At 63.7% G+C, this 20696-nt stretch carries 15 protein-coding genes; 7 read left to right on the forward strand and 8 right to left on the reverse strand.

All coding sequences use genetic code 11. The features are described 5' to 3' along the window. Positions 1-28 precede the first annotated feature (28 nt). The 4 genes from tssK to tssA are packed head-to-tail and all read left to right on the forward strand — an operon-like array spanning position 29 to position 7040. Positions 29-1360: a type VI secretion system baseplate subunit TssK gene (tssK, locus tag M5C71_RS18730; RefSeq protein WP_103498573.1), complete on the forward strand. Its 1332-nt coding sequence runs from the start codon at positions 29-31 to the stop codon at positions 1358-1360. Between the two features lie 18 nt (positions 1361-1378). Further along, complete coding sequence (locus M5C71_RS18735) at positions 1379-2140, forward strand: DotU/TssL family secretion system protein (protein WP_248768462.1); 762 nt, start codon at positions 1379-1381, stop codon at positions 2138-2140. Then, a complete protein-coding gene (locus M5C71_RS18740; RefSeq protein WP_103498571.1) occupies positions 2137-5946 on the forward strand; it encodes a type VI secretion protein IcmF/TssM N-terminal domain-containing protein in 3810 nt (1269 codons plus the stop codon). Before M5C71_RS18735 ends, M5C71_RS18740 begins: the two co-directional genes overlap by 4 nt. Next, positions 5943-7040 (forward strand): type VI secretion system protein TssA, encoded by a 1098-nt coding sequence (tssA, locus tag M5C71_RS18745; RefSeq protein ID WP_248768463.1) that lies wholly within the window; start codon positions 5943-5945, stop codon positions 7038-7040. Before M5C71_RS18740 ends, tssA begins: the two co-directional genes overlap by 4 nt. Before the next feature lie 34 nt (positions 7041-7074). On the opposite strand, the gene M5C71_RS18750 is transcribed toward tssA, so the two are convergent. The 5 genes from M5C71_RS18750 to M5C71_RS18770 form a co-directional block, all read right to left on the reverse strand. Further along, entirely contained in the window at positions 7075-8397 is a 1323-nt protein-coding gene (locus M5C71_RS18750; protein ID WP_103498569.1) for an Nramp family divalent metal transporter, read from the reverse strand. A 154-nt stretch (positions 8398-8551) separates the two neighbouring features. Next, positions 8552-10378, reverse strand: a complete 1827-nt coding sequence (locus M5C71_RS18755) for a glycoside hydrolase family 15 protein (RefSeq protein ID WP_248768464.1) — start codon at positions 10376-10378, stop codon at positions 8552-8554. Between the two features lie 106 nt (positions 10379-10484). Further along, the gene (locus M5C71_RS18760; RefSeq protein ID WP_248768465.1) at positions 10485-10880 is read right to left on the reverse strand and encodes an SH3 domain-containing protein; all 396 of its coding nucleotides are present in this window, start codon (positions 10878-10880) and stop codon (positions 10485-10487) included. 62 nt (positions 10881-10942) lie between these two features. Further along, complete coding sequence (locus tag M5C71_RS18765) at positions 10943-11887, reverse strand: 2-hydroxyacid dehydrogenase (protein ID WP_248768466.1); 945 nt, start codon at positions 11885-11887, stop codon at positions 10943-10945. A 63-nt stretch (positions 11888-11950) separates the two neighbouring features. After that, on the reverse strand, positions 11951-12973 hold the full coding sequence (locus tag M5C71_RS18770; protein WP_248768467.1) for a helix-turn-helix domain-containing protein: 1023 nt from the start codon (positions 12971-12973) through the stop codon (positions 11951-11953). Positions 12974-13092: 119 nt separating this feature from the next. Between M5C71_RS18770 and M5C71_RS18775 the strand changes: the two genes are divergently transcribed. Further along, positions 13093-13641, forward strand: a complete 549-nt coding sequence (locus M5C71_RS18775; protein ID WP_103499753.1) for a cysteine hydrolase family protein — start codon at positions 13093-13095, stop codon at positions 13639-13641. A 54-nt stretch (positions 13642-13695) separates the two neighbouring features. Here M5C71_RS18775 and M5C71_RS18780 read toward each other — a convergent pair whose 3' ends face one another. Continuing rightward, a complete protein-coding gene (locus tag M5C71_RS18780; RefSeq protein WP_248768468.1) occupies positions 13696-15120 on the reverse strand; it encodes an aldehyde dehydrogenase family protein in 1425 nt (474 codons plus the stop codon). Positions 15121-15223: 103 nt separating this feature from the next. Between M5C71_RS18780 and M5C71_RS18785 the strand changes: the two genes are divergently transcribed. Beyond that, entirely contained in the window at positions 15224-16123 is a 900-nt protein-coding gene (locus M5C71_RS18785; RefSeq protein ID WP_248768469.1) for a LysR family transcriptional regulator, read from the forward strand. Positions 16124-16250: 127 nt separating this feature from the next. Here the strand turns inward: M5C71_RS18785 and M5C71_RS18790 are convergent, their stop codons facing one another. Then, on the reverse strand, positions 16251-17741 hold the full coding sequence (locus tag M5C71_RS18790) for an MDR family MFS transporter (protein WP_248768552.1): 1491 nt from the start codon (positions 17739-17741) through the stop codon (positions 16251-16253). Positions 17742-17790: 49 nt separating this feature from the next. Beyond that, on the reverse strand, positions 17791-18837 hold the full coding sequence (locus M5C71_RS18795; protein WP_248768470.1) for an HlyD family secretion protein: 1047 nt from the start codon (positions 18835-18837) through the stop codon (positions 17791-17793). Positions 18838-19065: 228 nt separating this feature from the next. Here M5C71_RS18795 and gltX point away from each other — a divergent pair, with 228 nt between their 5' ends. Next, positions 19066-20547 carry a glutamate--tRNA ligase gene (gene gltX / locus M5C71_RS18800; protein ID WP_103499116.1) on the forward strand — a complete coding sequence of 494 codons (1482 nt, stop codon included), beginning with the start codon at positions 19066-19068 and terminating at the stop codon, positions 20545-20547. Positions 20548-20696: the final 149 nt, after the last annotated feature.

Genomic DNA, 20696 nt, shown 5'->3' on the forward strand with positions numbered 1-20696 from the left:
AACATTATCGGATGTCGAAGGGAGTCGTATGAGCCTGTTACCTGATGCGGTTTGCTGGTACGAGGGGATGCAATTGCAGCCCCAGCACTTCCAGTTGCAAGGGCTGCGTGCCGAGGTTCTGGCCGCGCATTTCGCCCAGGCGGCCAATCCCTGGTTCTGGGGCGTCGAGAAACTGGAGATCGATCCTTCCGCGCTGTGCGCCGGGCAGGTACGCATCCTGGTCCTGGACGCCACCTTGCCCGACGGCTTGCCCGTAAGTCTCAACGCCGCCGATGGTGCGCAGCTTGAATTGGAAGTGGGCGATGCCATCGCCCAGTCGATACATTCGATGGTCACGGTGTACCTGGCGGTCAGCCCGCTGTGGCGCGCAGGGCACTTGCGCGATTTCAAGGGGCGCCTGCAGTCGCTGACCAGCGAGGCGTTGCCGGACCTCACCAGTGGCCATAACCCGCAGTCGATCACGGTCTGGCGGCCGAATCCGCACCTGTGCACGGACTCGAACAAGGCCGACTCGATCTGCCTGCCGCTGCTGCGCATCCGCAAGGAGGGCGGTGGGTTTGTCCAGGTGCCGTATGTGCCGCCGACCCCCAGGTTGCTACCGGAGTCGCCGTTGGGGCGGCGGGTTGCAGCGTTGTGCGCGCGGACCCGGGAAAAGTGCCTGTTTCTCGCCGGCCGCCTGCGTCAGGCACAGCAGGCGGGCAACCAGGAGGATGCGCTGGAAATTCGTCGACAGCTCGGTGCCCTCTGGGCCCGTCTGCCGGAAGTCGAAGGCCTGCTGAACACGCGTGTCGCCACGTCCCAGGCTCTGCACGGGCTATTGCTCGGGATGGCCGGCAGTTGGTCGGCGCTCGACCCGTTGGCCGGGGTGCCAGCCTTCATGCCGTTGGACTATCTGGATCTGCAACGCGGTTATGAAGAAGTACTGAACTGGCTCGAATTGGGCTTGGAACTGATCCGCGTTGGCTATCGCTGCCTGCCGTTCGAGCAGACCGGCGAACTGTTTTCCCTGCAATTACCCGGGCGCGAGCCCGAGCAGCGCCTGGTGATCGGCCTGCGGATGCCCGCCGGAGCCGGCGAAAGCGCGGCGATCGAATGGCTGGAGCGCACCATCATCGCCTCCGACAGCAACCTGACCGTGCTGGCCCGGCAACGCATGCCCGGGCTGCGGCACCAGGTCATGAGCCGCCAGGAGCAAGTGGCCTACAGCGTCGGCAGCGACACCCGGCTGTTTGTCGTCGAGGCCCGGGGTGAGTGGTTCGATCCCGAGCAACCGCTGCACATCATCGCGCCGGCCTCGAAGCTGGCGCTCAACCCGTGGCAGATCGTCCTGTTCGTCAAGCAGGTCAGCGAAGCACTTTAGTCAAGGAAGGGGAAGGCAATGCCAGAGGGAAGCGTCGGCACGGGGTTACCGCAGTCACCGTTGAGCAACGCCTTTCGCCAGGCCTGGTTGGAGTGGTTGGTGGCCTGGGACGGCTTGAACAAGGACGACGAAGACCTGGCGCGGCAGGTCGGCACGGCGGTGGAGTTCTCCACGAAGATCAGCCGCAAGCTCTGGCGCAGCGCCTTCGCCAGTGTCGGCGACTCGGCGGAACATCAGGTCAAGGCCACGGTGTATGCCTTTGTCGCGCTGGTGGATGAAACCCTGTTGTACGCTGACTGGCCGGGGCAGCGGACCTGGCAGAGCGATCCCCTGGAGTCGCTGTTGTATGCCTCGCGCCATGCCGGCGAGCACCTGCCCCAGGCGATCGAAAAACTGCTGGTCGACGAGGTCCCCACCAGTCGCGATCTGGCCAATGTCTATCTGCAATGCTTGATTCTCGGTTTTCACGGGCGCCTGCGCGGGGAGTCCGGGCTGGCACAGCATGAAAAATGGCGTCACGCGCTGTTCGCTTTCGCCTGGCAGCGCGAGCCGGACTATGTCGATGTCTGCGATTGCCTCGAACGACCGAGCAATGCGCCCGTGCGGCGACTGCCGATTCGTCAGTCCCTGCCGGACGGCCTGCGCCTGGGGCTGGTGATTCTCGGTGTAACACTGGTGATGCTCGGTGTCAGTCACTACTTCTGGTACGACATCAATCTGCAGGTGCAATCGGTGTTGAACCAGGCCAGCCCCGACGCTCTTGCGGAGCGGAATCCATGACTCCTCTTGCGATTGTCGCGTGGGTGGTCGGCGTGTTGCTGGTGCTGGTGTTGCTGGTCTTGGCTATCTGGTGGTTGCGGACCCAGAGCGGGGCGGCGATTCGCAGCTTCTACGGTGCCGTGCGCAATATGGAGCAGGAGCAAGGGGTGCAGGACCGTTACCAGTCACCCTGGCTGTTGATGCTGGGCAATGATGCCCAGGGTTCGCAACTCTGCTCCTGCTGGCACCTGCTACCCACGGATAAACCGGCCTGGTTCGGGCGCTGGTGGTCCGACCCCGATGGGGCGGTGCTGGTGGTGCCGGAGTCGTTGTTCATGCCGGATGAGGGACTGAAGCTCAAGCGTGGAAGTTGGTGGCGATTACTCGGGCTGATTCTGCGCCTGCGTGCCCGACGTCCGCTGGACGGAGTGATCTGGACGGTCTCGGCCAGCCGCCTTTGGGATGACGAACAGGCAGCAGCCCTGGGAATCGCCGCGCGCCGGCGCTTTATCGACCTGCTGCTGCGCCTGGGCCTGAGCCTGCCGGTGTATGTGGTGGTCACCGATATGGAGCAGGTTCCCGGCTTTCAGGAGCTGATCGCCGCGCTGCCTAAAGAGTCCCATGAACGAATCCTGGGTTGGACCTCGCCGTTTGCTCCGGAAACCCTCTGGCAATCGGAGTGGAGCGATCAGGCGCTGGAGCAGGTTACCCGGGCGCTGGCGGAGGCAATCACCGAGGTCGGAGCGCTGTCCGGGCAACTGAGCGAAGACCTGTATCGCCTGCCGGAGCGTTTCGAGGCTCTGCGTCGTAACCTGCAGGTCCTGCTTGATCCGGTGTTCCAGGGCAATGCGCAGAACGAGGCAGCGCGTTTTCGCGGGGTGTATTTCACCGCCAGCGAGGCACCGACTTCGACTCCGGTTTTTTCGGCCAGCGATATTCCATTGCTGCAAAGCACCTTCGCCCGGCAGCTCTGGCAGCGACGAATTGTCGCCGAGCAAGGGCTGGCCCAGGTGGTCCCACGGCTGTTGCGGTTGCGTCAGCGCTGGCAGTGGGTAGTGGGTGTGACGGCGGCGGTGGTCGGGCTGATCTGGGCGGTGGCGATGGTCTGGGTCTGGCAGGACTCGCTCAAGGACGCCCGCGAGCTGTCGAGGCTCTTGCAAGAGGCGCAGAAGAGCTATGTCACGGTCAACGACGAAACCCACCGGCTGGGGCCGACCCGGCGCAATGTGCAGGCGTTCTGGCAACTCATGGAGCAGTCGCCGCGTTGGCACTTCGCCTCGCTGGTGTTGCCGACCTCGTGGTTTTCTTCCCTCGATCATCAACGTGACCAGGTGCTGCGCAACGTTGCCATGAGCCAGATGATGCTGCCGCTGCGCGATCTGTTGCAGGCGAATCTGACCCGACTCAAAGCGATCCAGAGTACCGACCGCCGTCCCAACCTGGAAAGCGAGGACCCGGCGCAATGGCAGACTTATATCAAGTCCAAAGAGCTGGTGGAGCAGGCCACGGCACTGGAGCAGCAATACCAGTTGTTGAACAAGGCGATCAACAACCACAAGACACCGCTGGACGAGCTGGCCTCCCTGAGCAACCTGGCCCTGGGCCTGAACCTCAATGCCGCGACGTTGCACAAGGCGGCCTTCTATAACCAGCACCTGGCGAAGATGGACATCTCGAACCTGATCCGCCTGGACCTGCCGGCAGAGCGACTGACCATTGGTGCGAACTTCAAGGAATTGATGGGGCGCTGGCTGGATCAGTACTTCCTGGCCGAGAACTTCGTGCGCCAGGCCGGCTACCTGAAACTGCACCTGGAGCAACTGGAATCCGGTGCGCTGAACTCACCCGCGGACCTGGAAGACCTCAAGGCGATGATCGACGACTTGCAGACGGTGGTCAGCCAGACCAACTCGGCCTGGAGTCGCGGCAAGGGCCAGGACCTGGTCCCCGGCTACAGCGCGTTGATGGACAAGGTGCGCCAGAGTGCCTTGCTCGGTACGCCGTTGGAGCAGAGCCTGGAAGACCAGGCGACCCAGTTGCAGCAGAGCTTTCGCGACCAATGGATCGCCAAGGCCGGCTCCCGGGGCAATCTGCTGACCCAGCAAGGCAACGGACAACTGCTGTTGCAAGAGTCGGTGTCGCAACTGAACAACGCGATCTCGGCGCTGTTTCGCCGCGACTTCGTGGCAATGGCCATGCGTGCCGATGACAGCGCCGGCGGGACCTATCAAAGCCTCGACAGCGATGGTCTGAACAATGCGCTCGCCTACTTCGCCAGCTACAAGAGTTACGCCGGCGAAGAGATGCCACACATCCCGCCGGCCTATCGCGGGCCGATGCTGCGTGTAGCGGAAAGTGCGGCGGCCAAGGCCATGTGGCTGAGCCTGGAAAGCAACCGCGGTCGGTTGCAGGGGACGGCGGCGTTCAATATCAAGACCGATCAGGCGCTGGCGTTACAAAGCGCGTTTATCGAACTCAAGCGGGCGGACCTGGCGAGCAACCTGCAAAACTCCCTCAACCGGCGGGCGCTGGCCGAGGTGGATAGCGGGCTGGAACAGATCAATGCCCAGGCGGTGTTCCATGAACGGGTCGATATCGACAGTTGGGACGGCTCGAAGAATCTCGGCCTGCAGTTGTTCAGGGCCAGTGATGTGCAGGGTCTGAAGCTGGATCTCAAGCAGCAGTTCAGCAGCATGCAGGCGATTGCCGAGGCGAGGGCTCCGGCGCTGGATTGGCTCAGGGCCCAGCAGCAGAACCTGGCGGCGGGCGACTTTGAACGGTTCACGCGTTTGAGCGACTTGTACGACGAACTGCTCAAGTACAAAGAGCAGAATCCGGCCAGTTCACCGGCACTGATGGAGCAGTTGGTCAGTCGTGACTTTATCGACATGGATGCCGGCTCCTGTGGGCAGATTCTGTCGTCGGTCAACCTGCCGGCCGGCCAGGGTGAACTGGCGTTGCGGGTACAGGCCTTGCAACAGGGGGCCATGCGCCGCTGCCAGGCGTTACAGCAGGAGCAGGCGGTCAAGGCCTGGAACGAGTTGGCGGGCTACTTCAACCAGTACCTGGCCGAGCGTTTTCCGTTTTCCCTGGGATTACAGGCCGTGGATGCGGAGCCCGCGCGGGTCCAGCACTTGCTGGAGTTGATCGACACGCGCTTGCCGCTGGCCCAGGCTGGCTTGGTGTTGAGCCAGTCACCCGATCGGCTGGCGGCGGCTGATTTCCTCGATCGCCTGAAACAGGCCAGGGCCTGGCTCGGGCCACTGTTCCAGCGCGACCCGAGCGGGATGATCGGCTTTGACCTGGACGTGCGCTGGCGCACCGACCGTGATGAAGAACGCGGCGCCAATCAGGTGATTGCCTGGGGCCTGAATGCCGGCAGCCAGCAGATAAACTACCCGGGCGATGCCCAGCAGCGTTTGCGCTGGATGGTCGGGCAGCCGATCCGGTTGACCCTGCGCTGGGCCCGCAACGGACCCGAGCGGCCGGTCAGCGATCCGTCGCAGCCGAGTCTGGCGGTGGCCGACGTGGACGCCGGCTGGGAATACGGCGGGCCCTGGGCTTTGCTGCGGATGATGCGTTCACACCTGTCGGTGGTACGCCAGCCGAGCATGGATTACACCGACTTCCCATTGACCTTGCGCCTGCCGGTACGTGGCGCGACCAACGGCGATGCCCTGACCACGATGTTCCTGCGCCTGTCGTTGATGACCCAGGGTGGCAAGTTACCGTTGTCGTTGGCACCGCTGCCGGTGCGGGCTCCGTTGTCACCTTTTTCAAGTTTCGGCACGGCGAGCACGGCTGCCGGTAATCAGGGGGTATTATGAGCCAGTCGATCGCCGGGCTGCCGTTGTCGGTGGAGCCCCTGCTCGAGGCGATTTCCGAGGACTCGCCGTGCGGGCAGAACCTGCGCTATGAAGCCGACTATGATCGGCTGCGTGAGTTGCGGCGCGAGGATGACACCAGTTTGCCCAACGGGGTCTGGGAAAAGGAGATCAAGCGGGCGGAGTGGGAGAGCGTCGAACAGTTGGCCAGCGAAATCCTGCAGGGCCGCAGCAAGGACCTGATGGTCGCGGCCTGGCTCGGTGAGGCCTGGCTGCATCGTCATGGGCTGGAGGGGCTGCAGGCGGCCTTGGCGTTGCTGCTGGGGTTGTGCGAGCGCTATCCCGAGCAGGTCCATCCGCAGGCGGAGGAGGGCGACCAGTCCTGGCGGGTGACGCCGGTGGACTGGGTGGTACGGCGTTACGCCGAGGTGTTGCATACGCGGGTGCCATTGTTCGCCCCGGGCGGCAGCCACGGCTTTTCCGGGTTGAGCCTGTATGGCTGGCAGCAGTTGCAGGCGCGGCAGGTGCTGGCCGGGGACAACAAGAGCGCCAGGAGCATTGTCGAGACCGCGCGGCTCGAGCAGCAAAAGGTCAATGAGTTGATCCGCGCAACGCCGTTGTCCTGGTGGCTGCACAGCCAGAATCTGGTGCAGGCGTCGTTGCGCCAGTTGCTGGGACTGGAGCAGTGGACCGATCGCTATCTGAGGGAACTGGCCCCGACATGCGGGCCCTTGCGTGACGTCATGCAGGCATTGAGCACACTGAACCGGGAGTTTATTGCCATGCACCCTCAACAGCCGGAACCGCCTGTGACTACCATCGAGGAGGAGACGGCTTCAGCGCCGCAAGGCGCCGCGTCACCGGAGCCGGCGGAGCAACCGCTGCTCTCGGCGACGCCGCGTAGTCGGGAGGAGGCTTATCGGCAATTGTTGTTGATCGCCGATTACCTGGCGAGAACCGAGCCCCACAGCCCGGTGCCCTATGTGGTCAAGAAGGCGGTGGAGTGGGGCAACAAACCGTTGAACGAACTGTTGTCGGAACTGATTTCTTCCGACGCGGAGGCGCGACGGGTCTGGGCGTTGCTGGGGGTGCTTTGAGCGGGTGAGGAGGGCAGGCGGGACCTGCCCACGATCACTCGACAAACAACTGCGCGATCAACCAGGTATTTGCCGCGCTGATCACCACGAACAGGCCCCAGGCCAGAGCCTTGGTGTACCAGCGATTGACGAAAGGTCCCATCAGGCGTTCATCGCCGGTCATGCGGATCAACGGGTACAGCGCAAAGGGCAACTGCAGGCTCAGCACCACCTGGCTCAGCACCAGCAATTTGCCCACCGCGTCTTCGCCCATCAGCCAGACCCCGACGAAGGCCGGGATCAGTGCCAGGCCACGGGTGATCAATCGGCGCTGCCAGCAGGGAATCTTCAGGTTCAGGTAGCCTTCCATGATCACCTGGCCGGCGATGGTGCCGGTAAAGGTCGAGCTCTGTCCGGACGCCAGCAGCGCGATGCCGAATAAAGTGCTGGCGAACGCGCCGCCCACCAGCGGGTCGAGCAGGTGGTAGGCGTCCTGGATCTCCACCACGGCGGTATGCCCGTTCTGGTGGAAGGCCGCCGCGGCCAGGATCAGGATCGCCGCGTTCACCAGCAAGGCCAGGGCCAGGGAACCCAGGGTGTCGATACGCGCCAGTTGCACAGCGTCCTGGCGGCTGGCCAGGTCCGTGCCGATCAACCGGGTCTGCACCACCGAGGTGTGCAGGTAGAGGTTATGGGGCATCACCGTGGCCCCGAGAATACCGATGGCCAGGTACAGCGGTGCGGCGTCGCTGATGGCCGAGAGGGACGGCTTGAAACCCTGGAACACGTCCGGCCAGTAGGGTTTGATCAGCACCAGTTCGATGAAAAAACACACGCCGATGGTCGCCACCAGCACCAGCATGATCGCTTCCAGGCGCCGGAAGCCGCGGTTCTGCAGGGCCAGGATCAGCACCGTATCGAAGGCCGTCAGGGCAATGCCGAAGGTCAGCGAGCAGCCCAGCAGCAGATGAAAGGCCAGGGCACAACCGAGGACTTCGGCCAGGTCCGTGGCGATGATCGAGATTTCCGCCAGCAGCCATTGGAGTTTGGCGGAGCGCGGGCTGTAGCGCTCGCGGCAGAGCTGCGCCAGGTCGCGGCCGGTGGCGATCCCCAGGCGCGAGCAAAGGCATTGCACCGCCATCCCGGCGAGGCTCGCCAGCAGCACCACGAACAGCAGGTTGTAGCCGTAACGCGAGCCGGCCTCGATCGCCGTGGCCCAGTTGCCCGGGTCCATGTAACCGATGGAAATCAGCAGGCCGGGCCCGGCGAAGCGCAGGGCGCGCTTGAAGAACGGTGCCCCGCGGTCGACAGCAATGGAGCCGTTCACTTCAGAGGGACAGAAGGGGGCGGTGGCAACTTTCGGCAGGCTGAATTTCACACGGCGTTCCAGAACAACAGGCGGGAAATGCCAGCTTAGACGTTTGGCGCGCGTGGCCCAAGCTATCGAGGTGATTGAAAAGGATATTCAATCTGAAAAGCTCCGCTCCCACACAAGCACCGCCCCTCACAAGATATGGGTTCAGCAAGCGGCGTCAGGGTTGCCACGGCGTGACCTCGCCGCTGAGTTTGCGGTCGAGGAAACACGCGGCGCTGATCAGCGCCAGGTGGGTCAGTGCTTGCGGGGTATTACCGAGGTGCCGGGCTTGCGGGTCGAACTCTTCGGCGTACAGTCCCAGCGGGTTGGCATAGCGCAGCAGTTGCTCGAACTCCAGATGCGCCTGCTCCACGCGTCCGGCCCGGGCCAGGCACTCGACGTACCAGAACGAGCAGGCGGCGAAGGCACCTTCGCTGCCCGGCAAGCCGTCGATGGGGTGATCGTCGTTGCGATAGCGATAGACCATGCCGTCGCGCACCAGGCTTTTCTGGATCGCCTCCAGGGTCGCCAGCCAGCGCGGATCGGTGGCGCCGACAAAGCGCACCAGTGGCATCAGCAGCATCGAGCCGTCGAGGCCGGTGCCGCCGATATGCTGGACGAAATGTCCACGTTCGGCGTTCCAGAAGTTGCTCCAGATATCGGCGTGGATCGCCTGGCGAGTCTGGTCCCAGCGGGCGAACGGGGCCGGCAGCGAGCGCTTGGAGGCCAGGCGAATGGCGCGGTCCAGGGCGACCCAGCACATCAGCCGCGAGTGCAGGAAGTGGTGTTTCTCGCCGCGCATTTCCCAGATCCCGACATCGGTCTGGTTCCAGGTGTCGCAGACCTGATCGACAATCTGGCCGACATGCAGCCAGCCTTCATGGGAAATCGCCTCGCCGTATTTGTTGGTCAGGTACACCGCGTCCAGTAACTCGCCGAAGATATCCAGCTGGACCTGCTCGTAGGCCTGGTTGCCGATACGCACCGGACGGGCATTACCGTGGCCGGACAGGTGCGTCAGTTCGGTTTCCGGCAGTTCCTGGGTGCCATCGATGGCGTAGAGAATGTTCAGCTTCAACGGCTGATCGCTGCAATCGCCGACCCGTCCGCGCAACCAGCGCATGAAACCGTTGGCTTCCTCGACATAACCCAGGCGCATAAAGGCGTAGATGGTGAAGGAGGCGTCACGGATCCAGGTATAGCGATAGTCCCAGTTACGCTGGCCGCCGGGGCTTTCCGGCAGGCCGAAGGTAACGGCGGCGAGGATCGCGCCGTGCTTGCGCGAGGTCAGCAACTTGAGGGCCAGGGCCGAGCGGTTGACCGCTTCGCGCCAGCGCCCGCGATAGTTCGAGCGTCCGAGCCAATGGCGCCAGAAGGTCAGGGTGCGTTGCAGGGCGAGGTCACTGCTGCCGACCTTGATGCGTGGATCGTCGACCGCACCGAGAAGGAATTCGGCGTTCTGTTGCTGTTCCAGGGTGAAGCGGGCGACGGCGGCCTGCCGCTCCAGTTGCAGCGGTTGGTCGGAGCACAGGCGCAGGCTGGGCTGGCCCGGCGCCTCGAAGCACACATCGTCGCCGTCGAGACGGGCACGGGTCGCGGCGCGGGCATAGTCATGGCGTACGGCGCAGCGCATCTGGAAGGTGGCTCGACCGCTGATCACCCGGACCCGACGGATCAGCATCGGCAGGTCGTTTTCATCATCGCTGACCGGCAGCAGATCGGTGATTTCCACCACCGCGCTGGCGCTCAGCCAGCGGGTTTGCAGGACATTGGTGTCCGGCAGGTAGATCTGTTCGCGACGGGCATCGGGCAGGTCCGGGGCCAGTTGGAAAATCCCGGCTTCGGGGCTGTCGAGCAAGGCGCAGAAGATCGAGGGGCTGTCGAAAGCCGGCCAGCAGAAAAAGTCGACGCTGCCGCGATCGTTGACCAGCGCGGCGCTACTCATGTCGCCAATGACGCCGTGGGCCTCGATCGCGCTCTGGGGTTCGTTGGAAAGATCAGGCATGGCCTCGAAACTCCGGGTAGAGAGGCCTGCCGCTCTCAGCGCAGGCCTTTGAATGCACTTATTGAGCTGACTGGCATTCCTCGGCGGAGTTCAGGCGGGGAGACGCTTATTGCTCCGGGGTGTCTTCGGGCGCCGGGTCACCGCCGTAGTGCTGGCCCAGTTCGACGCGCTTTTCCTCGACCCAGCCGCTGAAGTCATCGCCGTTCTTGGCGATGTACATGACCTGGGCCCAGCCGTCCTCGGTGCTGGCGTACACCGTGAGGCCGTCGCCAGGCACGACGAAGACCTTCTTGGTGATGCAGGCACTGTTGGGCGCGCTGTGAAAGTAGACCCGGCCTTGGCCGATAACCTTGCCTTCGACGGGTGGGCGGTAGCTGCCGGCTTCGGAGTTGGCCTTTTCATGCAGGGCATCGCAATCGACCGGTGCCTCGGCGGCGAAGGTCGAGGGCGAGAGGCCCAGCAGCAGGCAGGCAAAGGGCAGCAGGCGGGCGGTGCGTTCCATGCGGGAGGTGTCCATCAGGCGTGTGGGAAGGTGGTGATCATAATGGGTTGGCTCGTTGGCCGTCAGCCGGGAAGGGCAATCGGCGTGAGTACCGGCTTGCCGGAAAAATACGCCAGCAGGTTTTCGGCCACCAGCGCTACCGTGGCTTCGGAGGCTTCCGGCGACAGACCGGCCACGTGGGGTGTCAGCACCACGTTGCCCAGGCTCTTGAGGACTTCAGGCACATTCGGTTCGTCGTCGAACACATCCAGTGCCGCACCGGCGAGGCGACCTTGCTGGAGGGCGGCCACCAGGTCGGCGGTCACCACCACGCTGGCGCGTGCAATGTTGACCAGGAACCCTTGCGGGCCGAGGGCTTCAAGAGCCTGTCGGCCGATCAGGCCGTCGGTGCCGGCACCGCCTGGGGTGGCGATGATCAGGTAGTCCGAGGCCAGCGCCAGTTCGGTGGTCGTGGCGCAATAGTGGTAATCGATATCCGTGCGCGGTCGCCGGTTGTGATAGCTCACCGTCATGTCGAAACCCAGGGCCGCGCGCTGGGCAATCGCCTGGCCCACCGCGCCCATGCCGAGGATGCCCAGGCGCTTGCCGCCCAGGGACGGACGCATCAGCTTGCGCCACTCGCCACGGCGCACCGAGGCGTCGGCGCGGGGAATATCGCGCACCAGCGACAGCAACAGGGCCATGGCATGGTCGGCCACGGACGAGGCGTTGGCACCGGCGCCGTTGGTCACGACGATGCCCCGTTGCGCGGCGGCGTGCAGGTCGACCTTTTCATAGCCGGCACCGATCACGCAGATGATTTCAAGTTTGGGCAGGGCGGCGATTTCCTCGGCGAACAGCCCCAGCGGGCCGCGGGTGAGCACGGCATTGATGCGTTCGCCCTGCTCGGCGATGGCTTGCGCGCGCAGGGCCTGGGTCGGCGCCAGGATCAGTTCGAAGCCGTGCTTCTGGATGATTGGCAGGTAGTCGTCGACGGTTTCCACGAGTACCAGCAGCACCTTGCTCATGTGTTTCTCCGGGCCGTATCAATAAGAGTGACCGGCAAGGCATCGTCCTACCGGTGGTTGAGCTCAGGTCGCCCTGACGCCGTAGCGACCTCGGTAATCACTGGGCGAGAAGCCGGTGATTTTCTTGAAGGTCGAACGGAACGCACCGGGGTCCTGGTAACCCACGGTCCAGGCGATATGGTCGACGGTGCCGTTGGTGAATTCAAGCATTTCCCGCGCCTTGCCAACCCGCAGGTGCTGGCAGTACTCCGTCGGACGCAGGCCAGTGGCGGCGCGAAAGCGGCGCAGGAAGGTGCGCTCCTCCAGGCCGGCCTTGTCGGCCATGGCATTTACGCTCACCTCCAGGGCGCCGCTGCTTTGCAGCCAGTGCTGGACCTTGAGGATCGCGGCGTCGCCGTGCCCCAGGATCGGCGCAAAGTTGCCGGCGCATTCGCTGTTGTCACGGTGTTCGATCAGCAGGTAGCGCGCGGTGCGCGTGGCGATCCCCGGCCCCAGCAGCCGTTCGACCAGGCGCATGCCCAGTTCGGCCCAGGCCATCAGCCCGGCGGTGGTGATCAGGTCGCCGTCGTCGATGATCGGCTTGTCGGTGTCGAGGCGTATCTGCGGGTAGAGCGCGGCAAAGGCCTTGGCCGAATTCCAGTGGGTGGTGGCGGGGCGTTGGTCGAGCAGGCCGGTCTGCGCCAGCACGAAGGCGCCCATGCACACGGAACCGATGATCGCTCCGTGGCTATGTTGTTCGCGGACCCAGGCGGCACTGAGTTGCAGGGCGGCGGGCGAGGGCGTATCGCCCAGCGAAGGGGGAATGACCACTGCGACCGGATGGCCGTCCATGCCCGGCTGGCTGTCGTAGATCCGTTCGAGGGACTCGCCTGTGGCGCCGGTGGCCCAATGGCTGACACGAAGCCGCCGGGCCGCATCGCCGTGTTCGGCGACCATGCGATTGGCCACGCTGAACAGGTCGGTCAGGCCGTGGACGGCGGCGGTCTGCGCGCCGGGATAGAGGAGCAGGCCGATCTCGGACACGGTACTGTCGTGGCGCCCTTCGGTTGTCGTGGTGTGGTCGATGGCGGCCGTGGGCGCGTCCATTGTCAGTTTTCCCCTCGAAAGTGTCGGTCCGGCCAATCCCCGGAACACCGTGGGAACTGGATACTTGATCCGGTAAGGCAAAGCAACCGAACGCTGCACCACTAATCGAGGAAGATGATATGTCCGTACAAGCGCTGATCCTGGTGGATATCCAGAATGACTATTTCCCAGGCGGAAAGTGGACCCTGAGCGGTGCCGATGCGGCGGCCGACAAGGCCGTCGCGATTCTGGCCGCGGCGCGTGAGGCGGGTGACCTGGTGGTGCATGTCCGCCATGAGTTCGCCAGCGCCGATGCGCCGTTCTTTGTGCCGGGTTCCGAAGGGGCGCGGCTGCACGCCAAGGTCCTCAATCGCGCCGACGAGCAGGTGATACTCAAGCATTTCGTCAACTCGTTTCGCGACACCGAACTGAGCGCGGTGCTGGAGCGCAATGAGATCAAGGAACTGGTGGTGGTCGGCAGCATGAGCCACCTGTGCATCGACGCCATCACCCGCGCGGCGGCTGACCAGGGCTACACGGTCACGGTGATCCACGATGCCTGTGCTTCACGGGACCTGGAGTTCAACGGCCTGACGGTGCCGGCGGCCCATGTGCACGGGGCGTTCATGGCCTCCCTGGCGTTCGGTTATGCCACGGTGGTTTCTGCCGAGCAGTGGCTGGCGCGCTGAGCCGTCACGGATGGACGCGACTCCCCGGCAGGCACCGGCCTGCCGGGGAGTCGATTATTGAGTTCCCCCCATAATCGATTTCGGCTCGAGGAACGCCTCGAGCCCGAAGCTCCCGTATTCCCGGCCGATTCCCGACTGCTTGAAGCCGCCGAAAGGCGCCGCCGGCTCGTGGGCCAGGGTGTTGATCAGCACGCGTCCGGCCTCGAGGTGGTCGGCGACCTGTCGGGCCCGTTCGACATTGGCGGACATCACATAGGCCTGCAGGCCGTAGGGTGTGTCATTGGCGATGCGGATGGCTTCTTCCTGGTCGCGGTAGGTGATGATCGACAGCACCGGGCCAAAGATTTCCTCGCGGGCGATGGTCATTTCATTGGTCACGCCGCTGAATACCGTCGGGCGCACGAACCAACCTCTGTCCACGCCCTGGGGCAGGCCTTCGCCGCCGACCAGCAGGCGGGCGCCGTCGTCGATGCCGATGCGGATATAGCGTTGCACCCGCTGCCATTGTTTTTCGCTGACCATCGGCCCGACGGTGGTCTGTGGATCAAGGGGATCACCGACCTTGACCACGTCGATGGCCTGGAGCACGGCGGCTTCGACTTCGTGCAGGCGTTCCTCCGGTACCAGTATCCGGGTCCCGGCGATGCACGCCTGGCCGCTGTTCATGAAGCCGGCCTGCAAGGCCAGGGGAATGGCCTGGCTCAGGTCGGCATCGTCGAGTATCACCACCGGCGATTTTCCGCCGAGTTCCAGGGTGACGCGCTTGAGTGTCTCGGCGGCGCTACGCAGGATGCTCTTGCCCACCGGGGTGGAGCCGGTAAAGGAGATTTTCGCGATATCCGGATGACTGCTGAGGGTGGCGCCGACGGTTTCACCGCGACCGGTGACGATATTGAACAGCCCCGGTGGCAGGTCGGCCTCGTGCAGGGCCTCGGTGACGATACGGGTCTGGATCGCGCTCATCTCGCTGGGCTTGATCACCGCGGTACAACCGGCGGCCAGGGCGGCGGCAAGCTTGCCGCAGATAAAACCGGCGTCGTTGTTCCAGGGGGTGATCAGGCCGGCCACGCCGAGGGGCTGCATGATCACCTCGGCGGTTCCGGCGCGGCGCTTGAAGTCGTACTGTTCGAGGACCTTCGCCGCTTCCAGAAAGACGCTGGCGGCATGCTGGGCCATCCAGCGCGAGCGGGAAGCGGGGGCGCCGTATTCCTCGATGATGGCGTCGTTGAGCGGGTCTTTCCGGGCGACAATGGCGGCGTGCATGCGCTGCAACATGGCCAGGCGTTCGGCCTTGGTGGTGCGGGAGAAGGCTGGGAACGCGGCCTTGGCGGCGGCAATCGCGGCATGGGCATCCTGCTCGTCCGCCAGGCGCACCTGGCCGATGACCTGGCCGGTGGCGGGGTTGAACAGGTCGAACAGTTCCTCGCCGTGGGGCGTGACAAAGGCGCCATTGATATAGATATGGTCGATGCGTTGCATGGCTGCTCCGAGGTGTGCGTCTGTGGTGTGAGTCAGGATAAGCGGCTAGGATTAGCCTGATAAGCCGGACGAAGCGGCATGGGTTAATGAGTGATCCGGGATAATGCGCACATCAGGCCTGACAGAGTTGGAAGCGGTACTGGCCGTGGCCCGGCATCGGAGTTTCCGGGCGGCGGCGGCCGAGCTGGAGGTCTCGACCTCGGCCTTGAGCCATGCGGTGTCGGCGTTGGAGAGCCGGATCGGGGCGCGGCTGTTCAACCGTACAACCCGTAGCGTGGCGTTGTCCGAGGCGGGGGCGCAGTTTGTCGAGAGCATTTCGCCGGCCATGTCGACCATTCGCGCGGCCATGGAACAGGCGGGCAGTCATGCCGGTATTCCCGCCGGTACCTTGCGGATCAATACCGCCGTGGGCGCGGCGAAGCAGGCGATGCCGTTGTTCGTCGAGTACATGCGCCGCTACCCGCAGATGAACGTGGATATCGTCACCGAGGGCAAGCTGATCGATATCGTGGTCGAGGGCTTCGATGCCGGGATTCGCCTGCACGAAAGCGTGCCCCAGGACATGATCGCCATTCCATTGGGCTTGCCGTTGCGTTTGTTGGTAATGGGCAGCCCGGAGTATTTCTCGCGCCATCCGGTGCCGCAGACGCCGACCGATCTGCTCAAGCATCGGTGTATTCGCTTGCGCTTGCCGAGTGGACGGATCTACCACTGGGAGTTCGAGCGCCATGGCGAGACCCATGCGGTGGATGTCCAGGGCGTATTGACCCTGGATGAATCGACCCTGGTGCTGGAGGCGGCGCGGGCGGGGTTGGGGCTGGTGTATGCGACACAGTGGAACGCGGCGGCGGACCTGGCGGCGGGCACGCTGGTGTCGGTACTGGAAGACTGGACACCGCCGTTTGACGGCTTGTCGCTGTATTACCCGGGGCGGCGGCATGTGCCGGCGGGGTTGCGGGCGTTGATCGAGTTGATTCGCGAGCGCAATGCTCAAGGGCTTTGAGAGGTGCGTTGTTCGCTCGGGCCTCTTCGCGGGCAAGCCCTGCTCCTACAAAGTTATGTCGTACGCAGTTTTTGTGTTCGACGCAAAACTGTAGGAGCAGGGCTTGCCCGCGAAGGCGTCATCAGGATCAATGCGCTTCCCCAGCCTTGATCCCCGCCGGCAGCGCCTTGGTCAACAGCACCGCCAACATGCTGATCCCCAGGGCGATCCCGACAAAATGGAAGGCGTCGTTATAGGCCATGATCGATGCCTGCTGATGGGTGATCTCGCTCAGCTTGCCCAACGCCGCGCCGTCGCTGCCAAGCTTCTCCGAAAGCATCGTCAGGCGCTCGGCCACCTGCGGGTTTCCCGGCACGATCGCCTCGCGCAGATAGTCGAAATAGATCTTGGTCCGCGCATCCAGCAAGGTCGCCAGCAAGGCGATGCCAATGGCCCCGCCGAGGTTGCGCAGGATATTGAACAGGCTCGACGCCGACCCCGCGTCCTGGGGCAGGATATAGGCGGTGGCGATCAGCGAGATGGTCACCATGATCAGCGGCTGGCCCAGCGCCCGGATAATCTGGATCTGGTTGAACTGCGGGCCGGCAAAGTCCGGGTTGAGCACTCCGGAGGAAAAACTCGCCAGCCCGAACAGGCCGAAACCCAGGGTGCAGAGCAGCTTCGGCGAGACGAATTTCATCAGCTTGGGCACCAGCGGAATCAGGAACAGCTGCGGCACCCCCATCCACATGATCACTTCGCCGATCTGCAGGGCGTTGTAGTTCTGGATCTGCGCCAGGTACAGCGGCAACAGGTAGATCGAGCCATACAGCCCCACGCCCATGCCCAGGCTGGCAATGCTGGACAGGCCGAAGTTGCGGTTCTGCAGGATGCGCAGATTGATCAGCGGATTGGCCTTGGACAGTTGCAGGATCACGAAGGTGATCAGGCTCAGCAGGGCGATACTGCCCAGGGTCACGATCAGGTCCGATTCCAGCCAGTCCTTGCGGTGGCCTTCCTCGAGGAACACCTGCAGGCACCCCAGGCCGATGCCGAGGCTGACGATCCCGGCATAGTCGGTGCTCTTGAGCAGTTCCCAATGGGACTCCTTCTTTTCCAGGCCGTAGAGCAGGCCGCCGATCATGATCAGGCCGGGCGGGATGTTGATGTAGAAAATGTACTGCCAGCCCCAGTTCTCCGTAAGCCAGCCGCCTATGGTCGGGCCGATGGACGGGGCGAAGGTGGCGGTCATGGCGAACATCGCCATGCCCTTGGCACGGTGGTGGTCCGGCAGCTTGATCAGGGTCAGGGTGAACGCTAGGGGAATCAGCGCACCGCCGGTGAAACCCTGCATGGCGCGGAACACGATCATGCTTTCCAGGCTCCAGGCCATGGAACAGAGCAGCGACGAACCGAGGAAACCCAGGGAGACCCAGACCGCCAGCCGCCGCGCCGAGAGCAATTGCACCAGCCAGGCGGTGAGGGGAATCATGATGATTTCCGCCACCAGGTAGGAGGTGGAAATCCACGAACCTTCTTCCAGGGTCGCCGACAGGGCGCCCTGGATATCCTTGAGCGAAGAGTTGGTGATCTGGATATCGAGCACCGCCATAAAGGCGCCGAGCATCACACTCATCACCGCAATCCAGTCCCGGCGGGTCGGCTCGCCCAGCGGTCGGATCAGTTGATCACCGGCCATGCTGGGCGTCGCGCAGATCGACCTTGACGGTGACCGACATGCCCGGACGGATCTTGCCCTGCAACGGATTGTCGGCAGCAAAGGTCAGCTTGACCGGAATGCGTTGCACCACCTTGGTGAAGTTGCCAGTGGCGTTGTCCGGCGGCAGCAGGCTGAACTGCGCGCCGGAGGCGGCGAACAGGCTCTCGACCTGGCCCTGGATCGGCGTGTCCTCATAGGCATCGAAGGTCAGCGTCGCGTGCTGGCCCGGCTGCATATGGCCGATCTGGGTTTCCTTGAAGTTGGCCTGGATCCAGATGTCCTGGTCCGGGACGATGGACAGCAGGTAGGCACCAGCCTGCACATACTGGCCATTGCGCGCCGCGCGCTGGCCGACCAGGCCGCTGATGGGCGCATGGATCTCGCTGCGGGTCAGGTTCAGCTCGGCCTGGGCCAGGTCGGCGCGGGCATTGGCGATCTGTGCGTCGAGGCGCTTGAGCTCGGCACTCAGGGCCGTGACCTGCTGGCGCTGGCCTTGCAGGTCGGCCTGGGCCTTGGCCACTTGCGAGCGGGCGATATGGTTGTCGGCGGAGAGCGTGGTGACCCGCTCTTCCGAGACGTAGCCGGGTTTGCGCAGGGTCTGCGCACGGTTCAGGTCGAGTTGCGAGCGGCCGAGGCTGGCCTGGCTGGCCGCGACCTGGGCATCGGCGGAGGCGATCAGGCTGGCTTGCTGGGTCAGCTTGCTCTGGGCCTGCACCCGTTCGGCCTCGCGGGTGGCGAGGACGGCATTGGCGCGGTCGATGGCCAGTTGGAAGTCAGCGCCTTCGAGCCGGACCAGCAACTGGCCTTTCTCCACATGCTGGTTGTCTGCCACCAGCACTTCGTCAATGCGTGCGCCCAATTGGCTGGAGACCCGGGTGATTTCGCCCTGGACATAAGCGTTATCGGTGCTTTCATAAAAGCGTCCCCTGAAAAACCACTGGACGAAAAAGCCCAGGGCAATCATCAGGACCAGGAACAGGAAAATAAACAGTCGACGCTTGAGTTGGGAGGGCATGGGCAGCAACACATCAATGTGTAAGTGAATTTTACGGTAGACGAATCTGGCACAGCAGGATTAATGGGTAAATGCCAGTAACCGAGAAAGCCCGGCTTTCGGGGCCTGGAGCCATTTTTAGACCGAAGCTTGGCTTATATGCCCTCGGCCGGATGCCCTGTACTGGAGCCCGGACGGCTGTGCCTGTTACCATTCGCCCTTTGTTTTATCTCCACTTCGAGACCGCCCATGACCACCGTTCGCACGCGCATCGCGCCATCGCCCACCGGCGATCCCCACGTCGGCACCGCCTACATCGCTTTGTTCAACTATTGCTTTGCCAAGCAGCACGGTGGTGAGTTCATCCTGCGGATCGAAGACACCGACCAGTTGCGCTCGACCCGCGAGTCCGAACAGCAGATTTTCGATGCCCTCAACTGGCTGGGTATCACCTGGGCCGAAGGCCCGGATGTCGGCGGTCCCCACGGTCCGTACCGGCAGAGCGAGCGTAGCGAGATCTACAAGAAATACACCCAGCAACTGGTGGACATGGGCCACGCCTTCCCGTGCTTCTGCACCGCCGAAGAGCTGGACCAGATGCGTGCCGAGCAGATGGCTCGCGGCGAGACCCCGCGCTATGACGGTCGTGCGCTGTTGCTGTCGAAAGAGGAAGTGGCCCGACGCCTGGCTGCTGGCGAGCCCCATGTGATCCGCATGAAAGTACCGAGCGAAGGCGTCTGCGTGGTGCCGGACATGCTCCGTGGTGATGTCGAGATCCCGTGGGATCGCATGGACATGCAGGTGCTGATGAAGACCGACGGTCTGCCGACCTACTTCCTGGCCAACGTGGTCGACGACCATCTGATGGGCATCACCCACGTGCTGCGCGGCGAAGAGTGGCTGCCGTCGGCACCGAAGCTGATCCTGCTCTACGAATACTTCGGTTGGGAACAGCCGCAGCTGTGCTACATGCCGCTGTTGCGCAACCCGGACAAGAGCAAGCTGTCCAAGCGCAAGAACCCGACTTCGGTGACCTTCTACGAGCGCATGGGCTTTATGCCTGAAGCCATGCTCAACTACCTGGGACGCATGGGTTGGTCGATGCCCGACGAGCGCGAGAAGTTCTCCCTGGAGGAAATGGTCGAGCATTTCGACCTGTCCCGCGTTTCCCTGGGCGGGCCGATCTTCGATATCGAGAAGCTGTCCTGGCTCAATGGCCAGTGGCTGCGCGACCTGCCGGTGGAAGAATTCGCCAGCCGGGTGCAGAACTGGGCGCTGAACCCCGAGTACCTGATGAAGATCGCGCCGCTGGTCCAGGGCCGGGTCGAGACCTTCAGCCAGGTCGCGCCGCTGGCGAACTTCTTCTTCGCCGGTAGCCTGCCGCTGGACGTCAAGCTGTTCGAACACAAGAAACTCTCGGCCGACGACGTGCGCAAGTTGATGCAGTTGATCCTGTGGAAGCTGGAAAGCTTGCGCCAGTGGGAAAAGGACAGCATCACCGCGACCATCCAGGCGGTGGTCGACTCCCTGGAGTTGAAGCTGCGCGATGCCATGCCGCTGATGTTCGCCTCGATCACCGGGCAGGCCAGTTCGGTGTCGGTGCTCGATGCGATGGAAATCCTCGGGCCGGACCTTACGCGTTTCCGTCTGCGCCAGGCCCTGGATTTGCTGGGCGGGGTGTCGAAGAAAGAAAACAAGGAATGGGAAAAGCTGCTGGGCGCGATTGGCTGATCAGCGACAGGGGCGGCCCTGAGGGCGTCAAAAGCTTCGCGGGCAAGCCCTGCTCCTACAGTCCCTCGTCGAAAAATCCATGTACGACGCAAACCTGTAGGAGCAGGGCTTGCCCGCGAAGAGGCGCATAAGATCACCAAAAGCTTTGC

The sequence above is a fragment of the Pseudomonas sp. MWU12-2345 genome (assembly GCF_023242385.1).
Lineage (GTDB): Bacteria > Pseudomonadota > Gammaproteobacteria > Pseudomonadales > Pseudomonadaceae > Aquipseudomonas > Aquipseudomonas gingeri_D.

Bases quoted from the DNA above. Each gene is read 5' to 3' on its own strand.
- tssK (WP_103498573.1), top strand. From the start codon at position 29: ATGAGCCTGTTACCTGATGCGGTTTGCTGGTACGAGGGGATGCAATTG.
- M5C71_RS18735 (WP_248768462.1), top strand. From the start codon at position 1,379: ATGCCAGAGGGAAGCGTCGGCACGGGGTTACCGCAGTCACCGTTGAGC.
- M5C71_RS18740 (WP_103498571.1), top strand. From the start codon at position 2,137: ATGACTCCTCTTGCGATTGTCGCGTGGGTGGTCGGCGTGTTGCTGGTG.
- tssA (WP_248768463.1), top strand. From the start codon at position 5,943: ATGAGCCAGTCGATCGCCGGGCTGCCGTTGTCGGTGGAGCCCCTGCTC.
- M5C71_RS18755 (WP_248768464.1), bottom strand. From the start codon at position 10,378: ATGCCTGATCTTTCCAACGAACCCCAGAGCGCGATCGAGGCCCACGGC.
- M5C71_RS18760 (WP_248768465.1), bottom strand. From the start codon at position 10,880: ATGGAACGCACCGCCCGCCTGCTGCCCTTTGCCTGCCTGCTGCTGGGC.
- M5C71_RS18765 (WP_248768466.1), bottom strand. From the start codon at position 11,887: ATGAGCAAGGTGCTGCTGGTACTCGTGGAAACCGTCGACGACTACCTG.
- M5C71_RS18770 (WP_248768467.1), bottom strand. From the start codon at position 12,973: ATGGACGCGCCCACGGCCGCCATCGACCACACCACGACAACCGAAGGG.
- M5C71_RS18775 (WP_103499753.1), top strand. From the start codon at position 13,093: ATGTCCGTACAAGCGCTGATCCTGGTGGATATCCAGAATGACTATTTC.
- M5C71_RS18780 (WP_248768468.1), bottom strand. From the start codon at position 15,120: ATGCAACGCATCGACCATATCTATATCAATGGCGCCTTTGTCACGCCC.
- M5C71_RS18785 (WP_248768469.1), top strand. From the start codon at position 15,224: ATGCGCACATCAGGCCTGACAGAGTTGGAAGCGGTACTGGCCGTGGCC.
- M5C71_RS18795 (WP_248768470.1), bottom strand. From the start codon at position 18,837: ATGCCCTCCCAACTCAAGCGTCGACTGTTTATTTTCCTGTTCCTGGTC.
- gltX (WP_103499116.1), top strand. From the start codon at position 19,066: ATGACCACCGTTCGCACGCGCATCGCGCCATCGCCCACCGGCGATCCC.